The sequence below is a fragment of the Paenibacillus sp. P32E genome (assembly GCF_001909085.1).
In the GTDB taxonomy this organism is placed as follows: domain Bacteria; phylum Bacillota; class Bacilli; order Paenibacillales; family Paenibacillaceae; genus Paenibacillus_AQ; species Paenibacillus_AQ helianthi.
Genome location: NZ_LVYY01000002.1, coordinates 227,688 through 245,793, shown reverse-complemented (window position 1 = coordinate 245,793; position 18,106 = coordinate 227,688). Strand labels below are relative to the sequence as shown.

Genomic DNA, 18,106 nt, shown 5'->3' with positions numbered 1-18,106 from the left:
CATGACACTGCCCTGGTTTATCATCAGCACGTTTCTGCTGATGCTGTTCATCTCGACGCTGTATCAGCGGAACGCTCTGAAGAAGGTGAACTATACCCGTTATTTCTCTTCGCAAGCGGTGTTTGAGGGGGAATCAGTGGAGATGGTGGAAGAGATCAGCAATGGCAAGCTGCTGCCGCTGCCCTGGCTTCGTCTGGAGTCCAGCATCGCCCAAGGGCTTGAATTTGGAAGTCAGGAGAATCTGGGCATCAGCAGTGGCGAAATCTATCAGAATCATTTGAGCCTGTTCTACCTTCGGGCTTACCGCCATATCAAACGGACACACAAGGTCCGCTGTATGAAGCGGGGGCTGTTCCGTCTGGATACAGCAACCATGACCACCGGTGATTTATTCGGACTCAGCCGCAGCACCCAAACCTTTCCCCTGCAGCTGGAACTGATGGTATATCCGATGATCGTGGACTTATACGAGCTGCCTCTTCCAATACATAGCTGGCTGGGCGAGCTGCCCGTCAAGCGTTGGATCGTTCACGACCCGTTCCTAACGGCTGGCACACGTGAATACAGTCCTGGCGATTCGCTTGGGTCATTGAACTGGAAGGCCACGGCCCGTACCGGCCGTATGCAGGTTCACAAGAAGGACTTTACGGCTGATTCCAGGCTTGTCATCTGCCTGAACATGGAGATCAGTGATTCCATGTGGAGAACAGTGACGGATGTGGAACGGATTGAGCTTGGTATTCGCTATGCTGCTACAATATCGGATTATGCGGTTGGTCATGGCATTGAAACGGGTTTTCTCAGTAACGGCAGGCTGGACGGAGAGGGTGCGAATGATCCGGTAGATGCTAATCCCATGGGGCGGCTGGATGACATTCTAGGATTGCTGGCAAGGCTCCAGCTGGACCGGACCATGCCTATGAGCAGATTGCTGGAGCAGGAAGCGGAGAAAGGTAACACCGATACGGATTACCTGATTATTTCCTGTCACCTCGGCCCGGAACTTCAGCAGGCAGCCGAACAACTGCGGCTGTCCGGGAACGGTGTAGAGTGGCTGGAAATTCCGGCCTCAGGGAGGAATAGCGCATGAAGCTGCAAGAACCGGAGTACTTGAAATCGATGCATCGTCTCTTGTTGAATAGTATTGTGGAATGGCTATTATTCCTCCCTGTATGGATCGTGCTACAGAAGTACTTGCAGTCCGGGGTTACCGCGCTGCCCTGGATGTATACCCTGCCGCTAATATCCATGGCGGGGGTAATGCTAAGGCAGAGCTGCAACCGGAAGTGGAAGCAGCTCCTGGCGGCACTTCTACTGGGGGTGCTGGCAGGAATTCTGGCTGGTGCATTTTCATTAAGAGAAATCCCATTGTATGCAGGTGCTATCATATCTGCATATCTGGGTATAACTGCCGGGGGCCGTAGCAGCAGGCTCAGAATTTATACTGCCGGCATTGCAGTATATTTTGTAGCCACTATCGCATTCGCCAGAATTCCGCTGCTTCAGCCTAGTGTTGCTGTATTAACCTGGAGCGGCAGTCTCTGTCTAATTCTTGCCCTTCTGGACTCCAACACCAGCCACTTGCATTACAGCTCATTCACGGGAGACGGTTCTCCGCTTCCGAGGGGAATTCGGCGGCATAACCGTCTGTTTGTACTGTTGTTCATTGCGGTGGCCGCTTTGCTTGCGGCTGGGGCAGGCCGGGCATTGGGACTGTTCCTCTGGCATGCCGCACAGGCCTTCTTCAGCTGGGCGAGCCGTCTGTTCTCTGATTCAAGTAAGCCAGAGCCGCAGCAGGAAGCTCCACCGCAGGTGATGCCTGAGATGCCGCCGGCTGAAACCCATGAGCCGGGGCTGCTGGCGATGATCCTGAACGCTGCATTTTATGCCATCGGAGCTGCGGCGCTGATGGTAATCCTGTATTTTGGCCTTCGTTGGTTATATCGCAATTCAGGTGGAGTCTGGCGGAAATGCATCGACTCTCTGTTATCCTTGCTCCGCAGAGAATCACCGCAGAACAATACCGCTTATCAGGACGAGGAGAAAAGTATTTTCACCTGGGAGAAGACGGTTCAAGGCGTTAGAGAGTACTGGCGGAGCCGTACAACCTCTGCCTCCAGACGGGACCGCTGGGAAGGAATGAACGGGGGACGTGAGCAGACCCGCTGGTTGTACCGCCATTGGTTGAAGAACAAACGTGCCCAAGGATACTTACAGAGGAGCTATCTTACCCCTCAAGAGACTACGGTGGATATTGCAGAATGGAATGAGAGCAGGAAACCCCAGCGTAAGGCTCAAGAGACTGCTCCAGACGCCTCGTCCGCTCAGCTTCTCCGGTTCTATAATCAGGCAAGGTATGGCGGGACTGAGCCTTTGGAAGCTGAAGTCAGGCAGTTGAAGGAAAGGCTGAAATTATAGCCGTTATAGGTTCAGCGGGAGGAGGAAAAGTACATGGTTACCTATTTACGGGGAGAACTGGCAAAGGAAGCGAAAGTCAATATTGAAACGCTGCGGTACTATGAGAAGCATGGCTTACTTCCCCGGCCGCAGCGGACGACCTCGGGTTACCGGATGTATACGGAGGAGGCACTCACCCGGATCGCTTTTATACAGAATGCCAAGAAATGTGGATTCACGCTGCGTGAAATCAAAAAAGCGTTAGTAAAGTCCGAGGACGGAAGTATAGGAGTTTCTGATTTCATCCTGGCAATAGAGCGTAAGATGATCGCTGTTGATCTGGAAATAGCGAAACGCGAGACTACCAGACAGCTTCTGAAGGATCTGAAAATAAACCTTGAATCCGCAGATCGGCATCCTGGGGTGAAGGAGACTTTGCAAGTTCTCAGGATGGAAAAATAAACTTTGGCGAGGTTCCTAATGCGTTGCGGTGTTGATCCTGCTTGACTCTGTACCGTAGTACAGGGTTTAGAATACAGGTGTCAAGCCAATACCGGGAGGAATGAAAGATGCCGAGTTCAAAGGAAATGCTTCAAGCGATCAGACAACATTTGCAGCAAAATAATCAGACCGCAGGGAAAACAGCAGTACAAATCCGTCTGGAGATGGCGGAATCCGCCAAACAATTACCATTGCTTCATGAAGTATCTGCCGAAAGGGTTGATGTGGACGGGGTATCAGGAGAATGGCTGAATGTTACAGGGGACCATTCGGAAAAAGGTAATGGGAAGGTCATACTCTATGTTCATGGTGGAGGTTTTATCTCCGGCAATTGTGAGATCTACCGTGACCTGGCAGCAAGAATCGCTGCTGCCAGCGGTGTAAGGGTGTTTACCTTAGAATATCGTCTTGCACCCGAGTATGTGTATCCTGCTGCCAATGAAGATTGTCTTGCTGCTTACAGCTGGCTGCTGCGAACAGGCTTTCTGCCGGAAGACATCATCCTGGGCGGCGATTCTGTAGGCGCCTCTCTCGTACTAATGACGCTGATCACACTGAGGGACGCAGGGGATAAACTGCCCGCAGCCGCATTTCTTCTATCCCCGCACAGTGATCTCGTCCATCTGGACGGCGAGTCGTATGACAGCAGGGCTGAAATGGACCCTACGGGAAGCCGGGAGGGGAATCAGAGAATCCTGCGGGATTACCTGGGCGGCTATAACGGTATTATGCCTGCGCTGCTATCGCCGCTAAGGCTACGGCTGGATGGACTGCCCCCCTTATTAATACAGGCTGGAGATCAGGAAGTGCTGCTGAGTGATGCCGAACGGCTCGCAGAGCGTGTACGTGCTTACGGAGGAGAAGCCACACTTGAAATTTGGGAGAATCTGTGGAGCGTGTTCCAGTTGATGTCTGCGTTGCTCCCGGAAGGGCAGGAAGCGATCGGGAAGATTGGGAGCTTTGTCAAAAGGATCTGGAGCATGTAGGTGAAATTTAAGTGAAATATGCAGAATATCCAAGGGATAAATTCCCTTATTCCCTAAAATAATGATTTTAAAAAACCGATAATTCATATACTTACTCTTCTGAATCGAGATAATGATCAATAGGGTAGAATTTATACTGGGGGAATCATTATGCCTTACACTATGGAAGTAAATGTAGCCAAAAATCAAGTGGTTGTAAAAGCATTTGGTCTGACTGAAACGGATGTGCCTGCTTATATATCTGATTTTGAAGCAGCAATGAAGAAATTGAAACCTGGCTTTACTGGAGTCACCGATGTAACCGAGTCTAAATCAATCCTTACCCCCGAGGTGGCAGCCATGCTCGCACCTACAGGTGAATTGGCAGTTGCACATGGAGTGGGCGGATGGGTGTATGTTGCGAACTCTCCTGTGTGGAAGATGCAGATGAACAGACTTTTCGGGAAGTTTGCTGTGTACTATCCGACTTATGAAGAAGCAGATGCATATTTGAATAGCTTATCCGAATAGTAGTCGCAGAAGCATCAGCGATAGGATTCCCGCAACAACGGTTCCCAGCAGACTGCGGGTTTAGATGGCAATCCATAGGGTTGGCAAAGCTGCTATCCATTCTACATTGCTGGATAAATTGGTGAAATGGCCATCCGTGGTGAACAGTTCCTGGGCGACCAGTGCGGACATGACCGCTACGGGTACATGATTCAGCCAGCGCATGCCCCATTCTGGAAGCGTATTCAGGCTAAGAAGCATAGAGGCAGCACCCTTGGGATGGAAGTAACCAGTGCCACTCCAATGATATTGAAGGAAATATCCAGTCTTATCTCCATTTCTCGATTAACACTCTATCGTAGAGGCTGCTGCGGTTGCGAAAGTCACACCTATACTGGGTGACCAGAGAACCGATACACCGACGGCAATTAACATCGCAGCAGCTCCAACGAGAATATCCGTCAGCAGCGTGTTTCTGCTCTGGATGGTGAGTACGAGCAGACCTGGGAACATCGCCGGGAGGGCGAAATCAAGCCCCCATTGCTCGGGGTCAGCGATCCATTGGCCCAGAAAAGCACCGGCGATATTGTCCAGGCTCCAATTGAGATAAGCCGTAAGGTTCAGACCGTGCATCCATTTTTCACTGTTAGCAGCGGAACCTGTGCTTCTCTGAATAGCTACTCCAAAGGTTTCATCTGTTAGCAGCACCCCGATAAGCATGTTGTACAGCGGGCTTAAATGACGGAAGTAAGGTGAAACCGCCGCGCTTAGCAGCAAATGCCGTAAATTCACAAGCAGGATGGTAACCACAATATCAAATAATCCAGCAAACCCTGAGCGGTAATGAGTGTAATGCCCGCAGAAAATATACCCTGCCGATCATCTCCCGGTGAAATTCAATATGCAGGATCTCCAACGGATAGGATCGGTTGATCTCTTGAATCAGAGCATCGTTGTCCATAAATTGTTCTCCTTTTGGAATAAGCAAGCAAATTATACATTTATATTATTCTACTATATCAAAAAAGAGGGTTCTCCCACACAGAATTAATCTGAAGGAAGAACCCTTTGTAATTAAAATACATCCTCAGTAGAGTACCAGTACCCCAAAGCCTTCGAGTGTGTACGAGCCGGAGAGAGTCGCACCGGTCAGCAGATCGGTTCTTTGCTCTTTGAGCTGGACGGTCGCAGGTTCTTCACTGAAGTTCAGCAGGAACGTATAGCTGTTATTTTCATCTTTGCGGATTTGCAGCTCTACTTCCGAAGGAAGCTCCAGCCACTCAGCTACAGGGGAGTGAAGGTGAAGCCTGTCGATGATTTTAAGTGCTGCATCCGCATTAAATACAGCTCCGAAGTACCATACCTCGCCTTTGCCGCGTTTGTTTCGGGTGACAGCCGGTTTGCCGGCATAATAATCGGTTGCATAAGTCCCCATAACCTCGACAGTGTCCTCTTCGACATGAAGAATATCATTGAACGCATCAGCACCGGTAAGCGCCTCAGGATCACTGCCCCAGCGGATGGAAGTGGGAAGACGGGTGCCTTTGACCATAGTGAATTCCTCAACACTGATGCCACACAGGTCCCTCGCAGCACCGGGAAAAGGCCGCATATAGCATTGTCCTCGGGTATCCTTGTAACCGGTCCGGCAGCCGAAAATCAGCTTTCCGCCTTGCTGCACATATTGATCCAGAAGCTCTGCTGTCTCATCGCTCATAATGGCCGGATGCGGATAGACTAGAACCTGATAAGGAATCAGGTCTTCTAGAGTGGTTTTGCTACGAATGTATAGGATGTCGTTCGGGATTTGACGCTTCTGCAGTGCCTTGAACCATTCCTTGTTGCTCTGCCACATAAAGGGTCCGTGCCAGACATCGTATTCACCATCCCATTCATTGTCGTAATCACGCAGAATGGCAATGTCCGCCTTAGATCGGGTACCTACAATATGTTTGCCTGCAACAGCCATTTCCCGGCCAATCTGTTCTGCTTCCCTGACCCTGCGGTTCGGCTGGTTATGATAGTCATTGAGGCCATGCCAATAAATTTCATTGCCCATAGTTGCCGTCCGCCAGCGGAAGTAGAGCAGCTTGTCCGCACCATGAGCAATGGACTGATATGTCCAGAGCCTCATCTGACCAGGCTTGGGTGAAGGCATATCCATGCGGTTCACCCAGCCGCCCGGGCCGGATTGCTGCTCCATGATACAGAAATTAGGGCTAATCGAACGAACTGCTGTTAACGAGAGACTCCAGCTCCGATCCAGCAGCGGATCTGCTTCTTGCGGATCGGTACTTATGCTTGAGAACTGGGGATAGGAGTCATAGCTGAAGAAATCAAGGAGCTGGTCGTTCAGCTCATGGCTGTCGAGATGTCCGAACAATCCATTGGTGGTTACCCATTGGGACGGGGCCAGTTCCCGGATAATATCAGCCTGGATTCTGGCAAAAGATATGGTGTTGTCGGAAATGAACCTCTTCTCATCCAGCGCCTGATGCGGATTAGGCTGCATGGGTGACGGAGTGGGACGTGGCAGAAAGATCTGTGACCAGCTATTATAGGTCTGATTCCAGAAGACAGTTCCCCAAGCTTCATTCAGCTTCTCCAGCGTTTCATATTTGGCTTGCACCCACTCCCGGAAGGCCTGGTGATCGCTCTCCGAATAGAACACATTGATTTCACAATTCAGTTCATTGTCAATTTGCCAGCCAACCACACCCGGGTGATTGCCATAATGCTGCGCAAGCTGCCTGGTGATTATGGCGCAGAGCTCCCGGTACTTCGGACTGCTGTAATTATAGTGACGGCGCATGCCGTGCTGTAGCGTCACTCCGTCATAGGTAACATTCAATACTTCAGGGTAACGCTCGGTGAGCCAAGCGGGGGGTGTGGCCGTGGGTGTTCCCAGAATCACTTTGAGACCGTGGCTATGAGCCAGATTGATGGCTCTGTCAAACAGATCGAACTGGAAGACACCTTCCTCAGGCTCAAAGAGGGTCCAGGCAAATTCAGCCATCCGGACAATCGTGAATCCGGTTTCAACCATTCGCCGGTAATCGTCGGCCCAGAGTTCCTCCGGCCAGTGCTCAGGATAGTAACACACGCCAAGCTCAAAGGATTCAGTAGTGGATATAGTATTCATTTTCAACCTCCAAGTGTAAAAATATGCTGTAGGATTGTTATGAATCTATTGTATTATCAGGTATACTGATTCATATATAACACAATATTGCTATTGTATTACTATATTGCGTGTATGGCTTATGTAGAAAGGATCCCCTATGAACAAACAATGGGTTTTACCCGCACCGGCCTATATGCATTACGTCTGCTATCCGGAATTTATTGGGCATTATTCGGATTTTCCACAGCATGCGGAACGCAGAAGTGAGGGCTTGCTGAATAGTTATAATCTGCATCTTGTTTTTGCCGGGGAAGGTTATGTCTTCCAGGAGGGTGAACGCATTCCTATGGGACGGGGCAGAGGTTTCCTCTTCCCGAAGGGGGCTTACCAGCAGTATGGAGCTGATCCTAATCACCCATGGGAGGTTCGCTGGATCCATTTCGGCACGAGCATCCCTTTGCCTCTGCTGGAGGAGGTGGACCAGTCGCGCGGCTACTTTTTTACGTTTGATCCTGATGCCGGGCTCATCCCGGTTTTTGAAGAGATGTACCGGCTTAGTGAATCCTTCGAGACCTCCTGCGAACCCCGTTTCTCTGCTTTGCTCTATGAAATACTGATTACGCTGTTGCAGAACTCCGAGCCGCTACATGGATCGGTTCCGCTGGAGATCAGGCACTCGATCCGCCGCACCGCAGATATGATCCGCCGGGAATGCGAGCGCCCGTGGACGCTGGAGACGATGGCCAAACTTGCGGGCTACAGCAGCTATCATTTCCTCCGCCTGTTTCGTAGTATTATGGGTAAGACTCCGAACCGCTATTTAACCGAATGCCGTCTTGCCAGAGCCAAGCTGCTGCTGGCCTCCACCTCCCTTTCCATTTCTCATGTTGCCCTGGAGTCCGGTTTTCGGCAATCTAGCTACTTCATAAAGGTCTTTAAACAGGTGGAGGGGACTCCGCCCAATCAATACCGGAGAGCTTTTAGCTCATAGAGTTCCTTAGATAACAAATAAGTTACATTTTCCAAGCAAGAGTAACAGTTTGGATACATTTCCCTCTTCAGCTGCCACTATAATGGATTCTAGTAAAACACCTGGGGGGAAAATAATGAGATTGTATAAAAATACATATGCGGCAGTGCTGGCAGGCACATTTGTCATCGGTCAGCTGGCGGCCGGCCTGGCACCTGGAACGGTACAGGCTTCAGCAAGCTCCATACCTTCAGCCAACATGGCTCCTGCGGTGACACCCAAGATTAGTCCCATAGTTATTGGATCGGGAGTAACAGCGTCGCTCGAAAATGTAAACATATGGACACAAACGGGCGGCAATATTCTGACGTACACAGTGAAATATTCAAATGCCGGGGGAACAGGCGCCAATCTGGTGCGTTACTTCTCTCGGGTCGTAACCCCTGAAGGTTCGGTGATTCCGGGTACTCCTGTTACAGCAGATGCACTGAAGAAGAAAGTGGACGCCAATGAAACACTGCAGGTGACGTACTATGTCAATGTAGGTCAGAGCGAGTCTCTTCAAGGAATGAAGATTGCAATGTATGTCTGGGACCCCAAGACCAAGGGCTATCTGCGGCAGGCAGGCACCTTTGCGGTTCCGGCCAATTATTCCACCACTGTGGCAAGCGGTAAAAGTTTGAACACGCTAATGAACGATATCCCCGTAACAGCAGCAGCAGAATCCCTGCAAATCTTCAAATTCAGCGGCAAGGTATATGCCAAGGTAGGGCTAAGCCTGACCAATAAAGGCAGCAAGGTCCTTGGCGATCCCGGTTACACAGCCTATCTGGTTTCAGCCAGCGGAACCTCATTTGAACTGTCACTCAGCAGCACCCAAGACGGTTATAAGATTCAGCCTCAAGAAAAGAAGAGCATCTACTACTTAGCGGAAATCCCAGCCTATCTCAAAACCGACAACATGAAGCTTCTGTTCACGCAAAAGGATGTAACCCTGAAGCTGGAGCTGCCCGGTGCTTCATTTAAGCTCCCGGCAGCGACAAGTCCAAATCTGGTTGTAGGCAATGGAGCCATCAAGACCATCGTAGTGAACAGCAATACCATCGAAACCAAGCTCAGCAATGCCTCGGTTTATGCCGATAAGGCGTCGGCTGCATGGTCTTTTCAGCTTGAACTGAAGAATACAGGGAACAAAGCCGTTACCCTGCCCACCTACGAGCTTGCTGTCAAATCGGCAAAAGGAAGAACGTTTCCGGTCAATGCCAAAGCCTTAAACGGAATAACACTTAGACCGCTGGAGGTTAAAGTAATTCCGCTTACAGCGTCAGTACCGCTGGAGGTTGAACAGGGTACGCTTCAGCTGCAGATGATCGAAGCCGTGGGGCAGGAGCTTCCTGCTCCAACTGCCGGAACGGAAACTGGAGGAACGTCCGGAACACCGGCTGTAAGCGGTAATGCAGTTGGCAAGCTGACTTTTCCTATTGCTTACTTCACGATCCCTTATACGCTACGTACCAATGTCCAGCAAGGACAGGAATACAGAACCACGAATCCGTACGGAACATTCTCGTACAGTATCCAATCCATTCAGCGTTATCCGTGGAAGGATGATGATATCGTTATCGCCAGGCTGAAGCTGACCAACACGCAATCTGTAACCCTGTCCCTGCCTGAACTCAAGGGGGCGCTCAAATTGAATAATCTCGATTTGACTTCGTCGACAGAGATTATCATGGACAAAGAATCTGCAGAGCTTGCTCCGGGCAGCTCCGCCGAAATCGATGTGCTGACCAAAATTCCGTACGCTGAAGAGTTCTCAGCGCTAAATATTAGCTTGTACACCACAGAGAACGAGGAGAAGAAACCCTTCCTTGCACTGAGCACGAGCAGTGATATGAACAGTGTTACGACTATTGAGCGCGGCGGGAACTATATAGTTGCTGAAAAGGGTAAAAACTCAAAGGTTCAGGAGAACAGAACCACAGTCTATTCAAGCTCAAGTACCTCCAAAATCATCTACACAGAGCTGCTCATGAGCAATGAGGAGAAAAGACAAAGCTCGCTTACGCGGCTGAAAGCCTATTACCGGACTGCGGATGGACAGTTCTATGAAGCACAGTCTTCTCAATCTGCCGGCCTTGCCGCTCCAGGCGGGAAGCAGATGGTTACCTTCTGGGCGAAAATTCCGGGGGCCTTGCAGACCAATGACATGTCACTCTACCTCGGAACCGGCATTACAGGCGGTAAGCTGAGTGAAGCTGGGCAGGAAGCGACAGGCTATGTCAATGTTGCATCGCTCAAGCTTAATCCGGTAACGCCTGTACCTGTGCAGAACCTTGGCCAAATCTCTATATTCCCTTACAACTTCTCGGTGATCCGTTCAGAAGGTCAAATTTCGGAGGGCAGCGACAGCATGAGCATCGAGGTCGATTACAAGCTCACGCAGGACCACTCTTATGATACAGATGCGCTGGATCACAAGCTGGTTGCCAAGATTACAGATCCATTCGGCCTGACGCAGGAAAAAACATTGACGCTTGGCACGGATCTGACGGAAGGTGACAATAACACGTACACCCTTTCCATCACCAGAGGTCTGTATAAACAGCTTAAAGGCGGCTCCTACAAAATCACCCTGTACGATGAGTTCCAGGGCGGACGGATTGAGCTCGGACAGCAGATTTACTACTTGATCTACAAGCCGCTGCCCGTCATTGTTAAAGACGAAAAATAACGAACGATCTATCACAGGACAAGAAGGAGCGGCTTCCATGTTGCGAGTCGAAAAAATTACACATTCCTTTAAAACCGGCAACGAGTGGACCAAGGTCCTTCATGAAATCAGCTTTGCTGTGAAGCAGGGAGAAATGGTTGCGCTACTGGGCAGCTCCGGGTCCGGTAAATCTACGCTGCTGAATTTGATGGCTGGCCTGATGAAGCCTACCGACGGCCATATTTTCATTGCTGATCATGACATCGTGTTGATGGGTGAAAATAAGCTCGCCGAATTCCGGCGCAAGAATATCGGATTTATATTTCAAGCCTATGAATTGATTACAAGCCTAACTGTACGTGAGAATGTGGAGCTGCCGCTGGTTTTCCAGTCGGTGTCACCCTCTATCCGCAAGCAAAAGGCACTGGCTCTGCTGGAGCAGGTCGGATTACCTGACAAGGCAGACCTGTTTCCTTCACAGCTGTCAGGCGGTCAGCAGCAGCGCGTAAGTATCGCCCGGTCTCTGATAACAGAGCCTTCTGTTATTTTTGCCGACGAGCCTACCGGAAATCTGGATTCCAAAACAGAGGAGGAAATCATCAGCATTCTGCTGAAGCTGAATCAGACCATGAAAACGACATTTATTGTGGTAACGCATGAACAAGAAGTGGCGGAGCAGATGCAGCGGACCTTCTCACTCCGGGATGGATATTTGATTAACGGCCAGCACACGGATGTTCAGCCGGCACCTACAGAGGAGGAGAGTCCGTGAGGATCAGGGATATCTCCCGTATGGCCTGGGATCAGGTCAAACGGCGAAAAGTGGTAACGGGCTTGTGTATGACCGGGATTTCCATTGGTTGTGCGGCCATTATCGTTGCGCTGAGTGTGGGTCAGTCCGCACAGGTATATGTGACGAATGAAGTGAACCGCAATTTCAAAATGGATGAAATCACCGTAACTCCGGGCGGCGGACTGCCATCTCCAGGCGGAAAGGGAGGTGGAGGCGGTTCAGGGTCCGGGGTCAATAGCAACCTGGATCCGGGTAAGCTTACATTTCAAAAGCTTAAGATCATTCAAGGACTGAAACATGTCGTTGCTGCAGCCCCTTTTGAAGATAACGGGTACAGACAGATGATTACGGTGGACAATAAAATCGCCGATATTCAGGTTATTGCAACGGATCTGCGCATGCTGAACAAATTCGACAAGTCCTTCAAACAGGGCGGCGCTTCAGATATTCCCGGAATGGTGGTTCTGAACTATGGTGCCACACTCGGGTTGATTGATATAGAGACCCGGCAGAACATTTTTGACCGTATGAATTCGGATCCTTTCAATCAAGAGGTATCAAGCCAGTATAATAATCTGATGCTGATTCCCTCGGAAATGTACCGCCAGCAGGTTCAATTGCAAGCACAGGATTACAGCGCCAGCGCCCCAAACGGTACAGGACCCACCAAACTCAGTTCACCGCTCCAGGTAGGCGGTATTCTGGCCAATCCTCCCGGTACCAGCGATGATCGTGCTACTTATGAGAAGGTGATGTATGTGTCATTGGAAACTGCTGCACAGCTGCAGCATGAACTTAGCTTCACTGATGCAAACGGGACCGTTCCAAGTCTGGAAGAGGGCAAATACAATTCCGTCACAGTGAAGGTCGACAGTGTCGATAACATCAAACCGCTGGAAGCATTAATCCAGAAGCTTTCTTTGTCAGCTAACGACAACTTGTACCAGCAGGAACAGTTGAAAGAACAATTCGATACGATTAAAATGGCTGCTCTGGGTATTGGTGTTTTCATTCTGGTTATTGCATCGATTTCCATCATTGTAGCCATGACCATGTCCACACATCAGCGCAGGCGTCAGATCGGGATTATGAAAGTGCTCGGTGCGAACATGGGCCAAATCCGCAATATGTTTATAACAGAAGCTGCCCTGCTCGGACTGCTCGGCGGTCTGCTCGGTGTACTATTCTCTTATCTTATTGTAATGGCGTTGAACAAACTTGTGGGTACTGCCGGAGAAGGCCTGTCTTTCTTTATTCCGCTTACGACCCTTCCGATTGGGCTTTCGTTTGCGATTATGACCGGTGTACTATCAGGTATCTACCCGGCCATCAGCGCTTCCAGAACCGATGCACTTACAGCTATCAAGCGGGATTAGCCATAAACATATATACAATACTGTATTTCCATTTGAAAGGAAGCCAAATCAATGAAGAGGATATTCAAAAGGACGCTGAAGTGGGTTATCATCCTTGGCATTATTGCCGCCGCAGGCTATATTCTGTACAGCAAAGTATTAAAAAAAGAACCGGAGGTAGTGATGGAACCTCCTCAAGTAATCAGCTTTCCGGTGACACAAGAGCCGATGACAAGTACGGTTCAGGTCAAGGGGAAATCCAAGTATCAGGAGGAAACGCTGGTATATGCTCCGTTTGCCTCCAAAGTCACCGCGTGGAAAGTCGAAAATGGCGGACAGGTGAAAAAAGGGGATGTCCTGTTCACGTTGGACCAGTCCACCTTGAAGAATGAAATTGCCACTACAGAAGCAACTATTCATAAAGCGAAGCTGGAAGGGGAACTGAATACCTTTGTCAGCCAGCAGGATGAGGATGCGGCCGTTCCGGCAGGGACGGAAGCGGAACGTCTGAAGGCACTTGCCGCCCAGGAGACCGCTCGTCTGAATGATGAATTGAACCAAGTGAATGCAGACATTCAGGAGAAGGAGCTAACCGACAAAAGAGCCAAGCTGAATTCTGCGGTGTACCACGCTCCGGCTACCGGTATTTTTCTCTATGACAGCAGCAGCGAGACCGGTGAACGGCCGCAGATGGTGACAGATAATCAGTACATCGGCAAAATTGTGGACCTTAGCAAGCTGGAGTTCATCGCGCTGGTAGGGGAGCAGGATATCTTCCGTATCAAGCCGGGGATGAAGGTTCAGGTGAAGATGACTGCGATGAAGGATTTGATCCTGAAAGGTGTAGTAAAAAAAGTGTCGAAATTCGCCACAACGACTACCGGCCAGAATACGGCAGGGCAGGTGCCGCAGTTCGAAGTTGTGATCTCCCTGCAGCCCGATGAGCACTTGATTGGAGGCCTTAGCCTAAGCGGAGATATTGAGACCTTGCGCAAGGACAAGACCACAGTGGTGTCCAGTATCGCTGTTATTCATGAAGGGAATCAGGCTTTTGTGATGCTGGATAAAGGAAAGGGTCAGTATGAGCGGAAAGAGATCAAGATCGGAATGGAGACCTCTGAGAAGACTGAAGTTCTATCCGGACTGAAACCTGGAGATACTGTAGTCCTGCAATAGAAATGTGAACGTGTAAAATAACGTGAATACAAAACAGTAGCAGCCTGTTGTAGCGGTGATTCCGCTATAACAGGCTGCTGCTCTGTTTTCAGACACTCTGAGGGTTACTTTACAAAGGAGGTACGCCAGGCTTTGATATCCTTATTGAGCTGGGTGAGGTTAGGAACGGCAACAGGTGTATCTTTCAACTGATATTTCTGTTTCAATGACAGAATCCGATAGACACTCTCATTAATCCTGGATTCGGAAATCTTGCCTTGCTTCACAGCAGCCAGCAGTGCATTTCGTGTGGTCTGCTCATTGCTGTATTCGTGGGCGACCAATAGGATATCGCTGCCCGCGAGGACTGCATTAACAGCAGCCGCAGCCAGGCTGTAATTTTTCATGATTGCACCCATGGTCAGGTCATCGGTAATAACCACTCCCTTGAAACCCATTTGTCCCCGTAGAATTTGACTGATGATGACTTTGGACAGGGAAGCAGGCCGGTCAGGGTCCAGGTGCGGATACAGAATGTGGGCAACCATTACTGCGTCTGCCTGCTCCTTAACCGCTTCGCGGAAGGGTCGCCATTCGAGCTTCGCCAGCTGGGCTTCCGTCTTATTCACTACCGGAAGCTCCAGGTGGGAATCGACAGACGTATCTCCATGCCCGGGGAAGTGCTTGACAACAGGTACGATGCCCTCACTCGCAATACCCTTCATTTCTGCAATGCCAAGCTCGATAACCTTTGCGGACGTGTTGCCGAAGGAACGGACCCCGATCACCGGATTGTCCGGATTGCTGTTGATATCCAGCACCGGGGCAAAATCCACATTGAAGCCTGCGGTTTGCACTTCTCTGGCCAGCAGCTTACCCATCATTTCTGCTGCCTCCGCATTACTGCTTGCACCAACCGATCCACTTGCCGGAATCTTCGCATATTCGTCCGGCATACGGCTGACCTTGCCGCCTTCCTGGTCGACACTGACGAACAGCGGTGCGGGGTTTCCGGCATTGCTGCGCTTCAGTTCATTGGTGAGGCTGACCAGCCCCTTCAGGCTCTTTATATTGTCCCCGTACAGGATGATGCCGCCAACCTTGTCATTAGAGATCATAGTTTGTGTCTGCGCGCTTACTTCTGTCCCGTCAATCCCCACGAGGAGCATCTGGCCGATCTTGTCTTCCAGCGGCATGGAAGCAATCTCCTGTTCAAGCACACCTACTGGGCCGCTTCCTTCAGCGCCGGCAGGCTCTGGAGAAGCGGCAGTCACCGGTGGTGGGGACTGAGCCGGAGGTGAAGCAGCATCCGTTTGCCGGGGAGGAGGATTTTCAGAAGAGGAACCTGCTTTTCCGCTGCAGCCGCTGCTTAAGAGGAGGCAAGTAATGGTCATAACCAAAGTAATCCTTTTATAGCTTGGAACAACAGGGTTACTGTGTTCGTGGAACCGGGTCATTGTATGCTGACTCCCCTTTCTGTTTGCTGGATCACAAGTGCAGATGTTAAGATGAAGTAGACATTTGCTACATAAGCTTTGCTACACTGCACACAAAATTTTAAGGATGAGGTGAATTTGATCATGAAAGAAGAATTGGTAAATGCGCTAAATGAACAAATGAATTTTGAGTTTTATTCTGCACATGTGTACCTCGCGATGGCTGCATATTGCTCCGGCGAAAGTCTCGATGGCTTCGCTAATTTTTTCCTGATCCAGGCAGAAGAAGAACGGTTCCATGCAATGAAAATCTACAAATTCCTGAATGACCGGGACTTCCGGGCCAGACTGGCTGCCCTTCCCGAGCCTAAAAATGAGTATACATCCATGCTGGACGCATTTGAGCATGCATTCGCCCATGAACAGCAGAACACCTCAAGATTCTATCATTTGGCTGACTTGGCGCTTGATGAACGGGAACATGCGACCATCTATTTCCTGAAATGGTTCATCGATGAGCAGGTGGAAGAAGAGGCATTATTCAGTAATATTATCGCCAAGCTGAAGCGGATTGAAACCGACAGCAATGCCTTCTACATGCTGGATGCTGAGTTTGCAGGACGCACATTCACAGCACCGGCTGAATAAGAAACTGCGTAGCTATTGAATCGCAGCAGGCAGCTTGACACCCAGCATCTTCCCTCCGCTGCGTACTATAAGGATATTCCCTGTTTTGAGTGAAGGCTGGAATTCACGGGAAGCGGTTTTGACAGTGAACAACGGCTTCTGGCTGATAAGATCATAAGCATGATATAATCCGTCGGATTGTCCAGTATACATGGTCCGGCCGAAGATATCCATTTGAACCGAGGGATTTTCACCCTGCTTCGTGCTGATCACTTGTCCATTTGCGAGCTTCATGGTAATCAGGCTGTTGTCGCTATAATTGTAATACATCAGCCGATCCTGGATCACCTTGTACAGTGGGAATACATGGTCGGAAAGCGGCTGGTTCCATTGCTTCAGAGGTTTCCCATTCTCTGTATAGTTCCAGAAGTTATACTGGGCAACCTTCTGCCCTTGCATAACATACAGGTTGCTGCCATCCAGAAACGCTGAACCATACACCCCTCCGGACCGGAATCCACCGTCTGAAGGGGTGTTGTTGTCTGTCCAGCGGTAATTGCGTTCACCTTGGAGCTGACCGGTCTGCAGGTTGAAAATAGATACCAGAACTTTACGGTTCACCGGGTCTTCATCCAGCATTTCCAGTGATTTGATGGAATACACCAGACCATCGCGAATGGTCAACGGCATACTCTGGCGGTATTGCTCCCATAACTTCTTACCCGTCTTAGAGTCATAAGCTATGATCGACGGGAAGGTTAAGACTCCAGCGCTGGTATAGAGGCGGATCAGCACTCCATCCACTTCTGTTAAGTCCGTGTAGCCCTCATAATTGCTGTCCTCGGCGATTATCCATTTGAGCTTCCCGGTGGAAGCATCCACAGCCGCAAGCTGTCTGCCTTGAGTCACATAAATCTTGTCTCCCAGAGGATGTATGCTGGATGCATTAGAAAAAGGCAAAGAAGTATTCCATACTTTCCGTCCTGACTCTGCTACGGCGTATAACGTGCCGGTTTGCGTTACTCCATAAATCATTCCTTTGCTGTAGGTGTACAGCGGCGCCAGGGCGCTGCCGTATTCCCACAGCTTTTTGCCTGTAGCTGCGTTCAGCGCAGCTAATGTATAGTTCTTCTGGAGCGCAAAAACCTTGCCGTTCTCTGCGAGAGCAGTAATGGACTGGGCCGGGAGACTGCTCGGAATGGTGGCCGTGGAGAAAGACCACAACGGCTTAAGTACAGGGGCTGTGACTTGAGTATAGAAAGGATTTCCAATACTGACAGCTGCCTTCTCAGCCGAAGCGGCAGGGAGGAGGTCTCCGGCATACAGGGGGAATATCACACTAATTCCGGCGAGAACGGAAGTGATCTGTTTAAGCTTAATTCTGTTCATTTTATCAATGCTCCTTTTGTGTTAGAAGTAGACTCCATTTCGAATAGAACTAAACCTTACTACCTTTAGACTGGGAAAATAGAAAAAAGTTACAGTCATATATGCTGAACTTAAGAATGCAAGCCGGCTGCTTGACCAAACCTTTGTGAATCAAGAATATTGCCAATTCAG

At 49.9% G+C, this 18,106-nt stretch carries 17 protein-coding genes; 11 read left to right on the top strand and 6 right to left on the bottom strand.

The features are described from left to right. Window position 1 precedes the first annotated feature (1 nt). From A3848_RS03185 to A3848_RS03165, 5 genes are all read left to right on the top strand, one after another. Window positions 2–1,090, top strand: coding sequence for a DUF58 domain-containing protein (locus A3848_RS03185; protein WP_074083505.1), 1,089 nt, complete (start codon window positions 2–4; stop codon window positions 1,088–1,090). Then, a complete protein-coding gene (locus A3848_RS03180) occupies window positions 1,087–2,418 on the top strand; it encodes a DUF4129 domain-containing protein (protein WP_074083504.1) in 1,332 nt (443 codons plus the stop codon). Before A3848_RS03185 ends, A3848_RS03180 begins: the two co-directional genes overlap by 4 nt. 33 nt (window positions 2,419–2,451) lie before the next feature. Continuing rightward, window positions 2,452–2,859 carry a MerR family transcriptional regulator gene (locus tag A3848_RS03175; RefSeq protein WP_074083503.1) on the top strand — a complete coding sequence of 136 codons (408 nt, stop codon included), beginning with the start codon at window positions 2,452–2,454 and terminating at the stop codon, window positions 2,857–2,859. Between the two features lie 107 nt (window positions 2,860–2,966). Next, window positions 2,967–3,884 (top strand): alpha/beta hydrolase, encoded by a 918-nt coding sequence (locus A3848_RS03170; protein WP_074083502.1) that lies wholly within the window; start codon window positions 2,967–2,969, stop codon window positions 3,882–3,884. Window positions 3,885–4,046: 162 nt separating this feature from the next. Further along, on the top strand, window positions 4,047–4,394 hold the full coding sequence (locus tag A3848_RS03165) for a hypothetical protein (RefSeq protein WP_143186410.1): 348 nt from the start codon (window positions 4,047–4,049) through the stop codon (window positions 4,392–4,394). Between the two features lie 60 nt (window positions 4,395–4,454). On the opposite strand, the gene A3848_RS33285 is transcribed toward A3848_RS03165, so the two are convergent. The 4 genes from A3848_RS33285 to A3848_RS03150 all read right to left on the bottom strand — a co-directional run bounded on the left by A3848_RS33285 (window position 4,455) and on the right by A3848_RS03150 (window position 7,515). Then, window positions 4,455–4,634 carry an AzlD domain-containing protein gene (locus A3848_RS33285; RefSeq protein ID WP_305953417.1) on the bottom strand — a complete coding sequence of 60 codons (180 nt, stop codon included), beginning with the start codon at window positions 4,632–4,634 and terminating at the stop codon, window positions 4,455–4,457. Between the two features lie 84 nt (window positions 4,635–4,718). Continuing rightward, window positions 4,719–5,165 carry an AzlC family ABC transporter permease gene (locus A3848_RS03155; RefSeq protein ID WP_256702127.1) on the bottom strand — a complete coding sequence of 149 codons (447 nt, stop codon included), beginning with the start codon at window positions 5,163–5,165 and terminating at the stop codon, window positions 4,719–4,721. A gap of 22 nt (window positions 5,166–5,187) precedes the next feature. Beyond that, complete coding sequence (locus tag A3848_RS32095) at window positions 5,188–5,334, bottom strand: hypothetical protein (RefSeq protein WP_178381894.1); 147 nt, start codon at window positions 5,332–5,334, stop codon at window positions 5,188–5,190. Window positions 5,335–5,460: 126 nt separating this feature from the next. Then, entirely contained in the window at window positions 5,461–7,515 is a 2,055-nt protein-coding gene (locus A3848_RS03150) for a beta-galactosidase (RefSeq protein WP_074083499.1), read from the bottom strand. Between the two features lie 139 nt (window positions 7,516–7,654). Here A3848_RS03150 and A3848_RS03145 point away from each other — a divergent pair, with 139 nt between their 5' ends. The 5 genes from A3848_RS03145 (at window position 7,655) to A3848_RS03125 (ending at window position 14,504) form a co-directional block, all read left to right on the top strand. After that, complete coding sequence (locus A3848_RS03145; protein WP_074083498.1) at window positions 7,655–8,488, top strand: helix-turn-helix transcriptional regulator; 834 nt, start codon at window positions 7,655–7,657, stop codon at window positions 8,486–8,488. A gap of 115 nt (window positions 8,489–8,603) precedes the next feature. Further along, window positions 8,604–11,201, top strand: a complete 2,598-nt coding sequence (locus A3848_RS03140) for a hypothetical protein (protein WP_074083497.1) — start codon at window positions 8,604–8,606, stop codon at window positions 11,199–11,201. Window positions 11,202–11,238: 37 nt separating this feature from the next. After that, window positions 11,239–11,952 carry an ABC transporter ATP-binding protein gene (locus tag A3848_RS03135; protein WP_074083496.1) on the top strand — a complete coding sequence of 238 codons (714 nt, stop codon included), beginning with the start codon at window positions 11,239–11,241 and terminating at the stop codon, window positions 11,950–11,952. Then, complete coding sequence (locus A3848_RS03130; RefSeq protein WP_178381893.1) at window positions 11,949–13,349, top strand: ABC transporter permease; 1,401 nt, start codon at window positions 11,949–11,951, stop codon at window positions 13,347–13,349. The genes A3848_RS03135 and A3848_RS03130 overlap by 4 nt, the downstream gene beginning before the upstream one ends. 51 nt (window positions 13,350–13,400) lie before the next feature. Further along, entirely contained in the window at window positions 13,401–14,504 is a 1,104-nt protein-coding gene (locus tag A3848_RS03125) for an efflux RND transporter periplasmic adaptor subunit (RefSeq protein ID WP_074083495.1), read from the top strand. Window positions 14,505–14,608: 104 nt separating this feature from the next. Here the strand turns inward: A3848_RS03125 and nagZ are convergent, their stop codons facing one another. Beyond that, entirely contained in the window at window positions 14,609–15,877 is a 1,269-nt protein-coding gene (nagZ, locus tag A3848_RS03120) for a beta-N-acetylhexosaminidase (protein WP_074083663.1), read from the bottom strand. A gap of 186 nt (window positions 15,878–16,063) precedes the next feature. On the opposite strand from nagZ, the gene A3848_RS03115 reads away from it, so the two are divergent. Next, window positions 16,064–16,567, top strand: coding sequence for a ferritin (locus A3848_RS03115; protein WP_074083494.1), 504 nt, complete (start codon window positions 16,064–16,066; stop codon window positions 16,565–16,567). A gap of 12 nt (window positions 16,568–16,579) precedes the next feature. On the opposite strand, the gene A3848_RS03110 is transcribed toward A3848_RS03115, so the two are convergent. Continuing rightward, window positions 16,580–17,935 carry an outer membrane protein assembly factor BamB family protein gene (locus A3848_RS03110; RefSeq protein ID WP_074083493.1) on the bottom strand — a complete coding sequence of 452 codons (1,356 nt, stop codon included), beginning with the start codon at window positions 17,933–17,935 and terminating at the stop codon, window positions 16,580–16,582. Window positions 17,936–18,106: the final 171 nt, after the last annotated feature.

Coding starts and splice junctions, on each gene's coding strand:
- A3848_RS03185 (WP_074083505.1), top strand. CDS start 2: ATGACACTGCCCTGGTTTATCATCAGCACGTTTCTGCTGATGCTGTTC.
- A3848_RS03180 (WP_074083504.1), top strand. CDS start 1,087: ATGAAGCTGCAAGAACCGGAGTACTTGAAATCGATGCATCGTCTCTTG.
- A3848_RS03175 (WP_074083503.1), top strand. CDS start 2,452: ATGGTTACCTATTTACGGGGAGAACTGGCAAAGGAAGCGAAAGTCAAT.
- A3848_RS03170 (WP_074083502.1), top strand. CDS start 2,967: ATGCCGAGTTCAAAGGAAATGCTTCAAGCGATCAGACAACATTTGCAG.
- A3848_RS03165 (WP_143186410.1), top strand. CDS start 4,047: ATGGAAGTAAATGTAGCCAAAAATCAAGTGGTTGTAAAAGCATTTGGT.
- A3848_RS33285 (WP_305953417.1), bottom strand. CDS start 4,634: ATGCTTCTTAGCCTGAATACGCTTCCAGAATGGGGCATGCGCTGGCTG.
- A3848_RS32095 (WP_178381894.1), bottom strand. CDS start 5,334: ATGGACAACGATGCTCTGATTCAAGAGATCAACCGATCCTATCCGTTG.
- A3848_RS03150 (WP_074083499.1), bottom strand. CDS start 7,515: ATGAATACTATATCCACTACTGAATCCTTTGAGCTTGGCGTGTGTTAC.
- A3848_RS03145 (WP_074083498.1), top strand. CDS start 7,655: ATGAACAAACAATGGGTTTTACCCGCACCGGCCTATATGCATTACGTC.
- A3848_RS03140 (WP_074083497.1), top strand. CDS start 8,604: ATGAGATTGTATAAAAATACATATGCGGCAGTGCTGGCAGGCACATTT.
- A3848_RS03135 (WP_074083496.1), top strand. CDS start 11,239: ATGTTGCGAGTCGAAAAAATTACACATTCCTTTAAAACCGGCAACGAG.
- A3848_RS03125 (WP_074083495.1), top strand. CDS start 13,401: ATGAAGAGGATATTCAAAAGGACGCTGAAGTGGGTTATCATCCTTGGC.
- nagZ (WP_074083663.1), bottom strand. CDS start 15,877: ATGACCATTACTTGCCTCCTCTTAAGCAGCGGCTGCAGCGGAAAAGCA.
- A3848_RS03115 (WP_074083494.1), top strand. CDS start 16,064: ATGAAAGAAGAATTGGTAAATGCGCTAAATGAACAAATGAATTTTGAG.
- A3848_RS03110 (WP_074083493.1), bottom strand. CDS start 17,935: ATGAACAGAATTAAGCTTAAACAGATCACTTCCGTTCTCGCCGGAATT.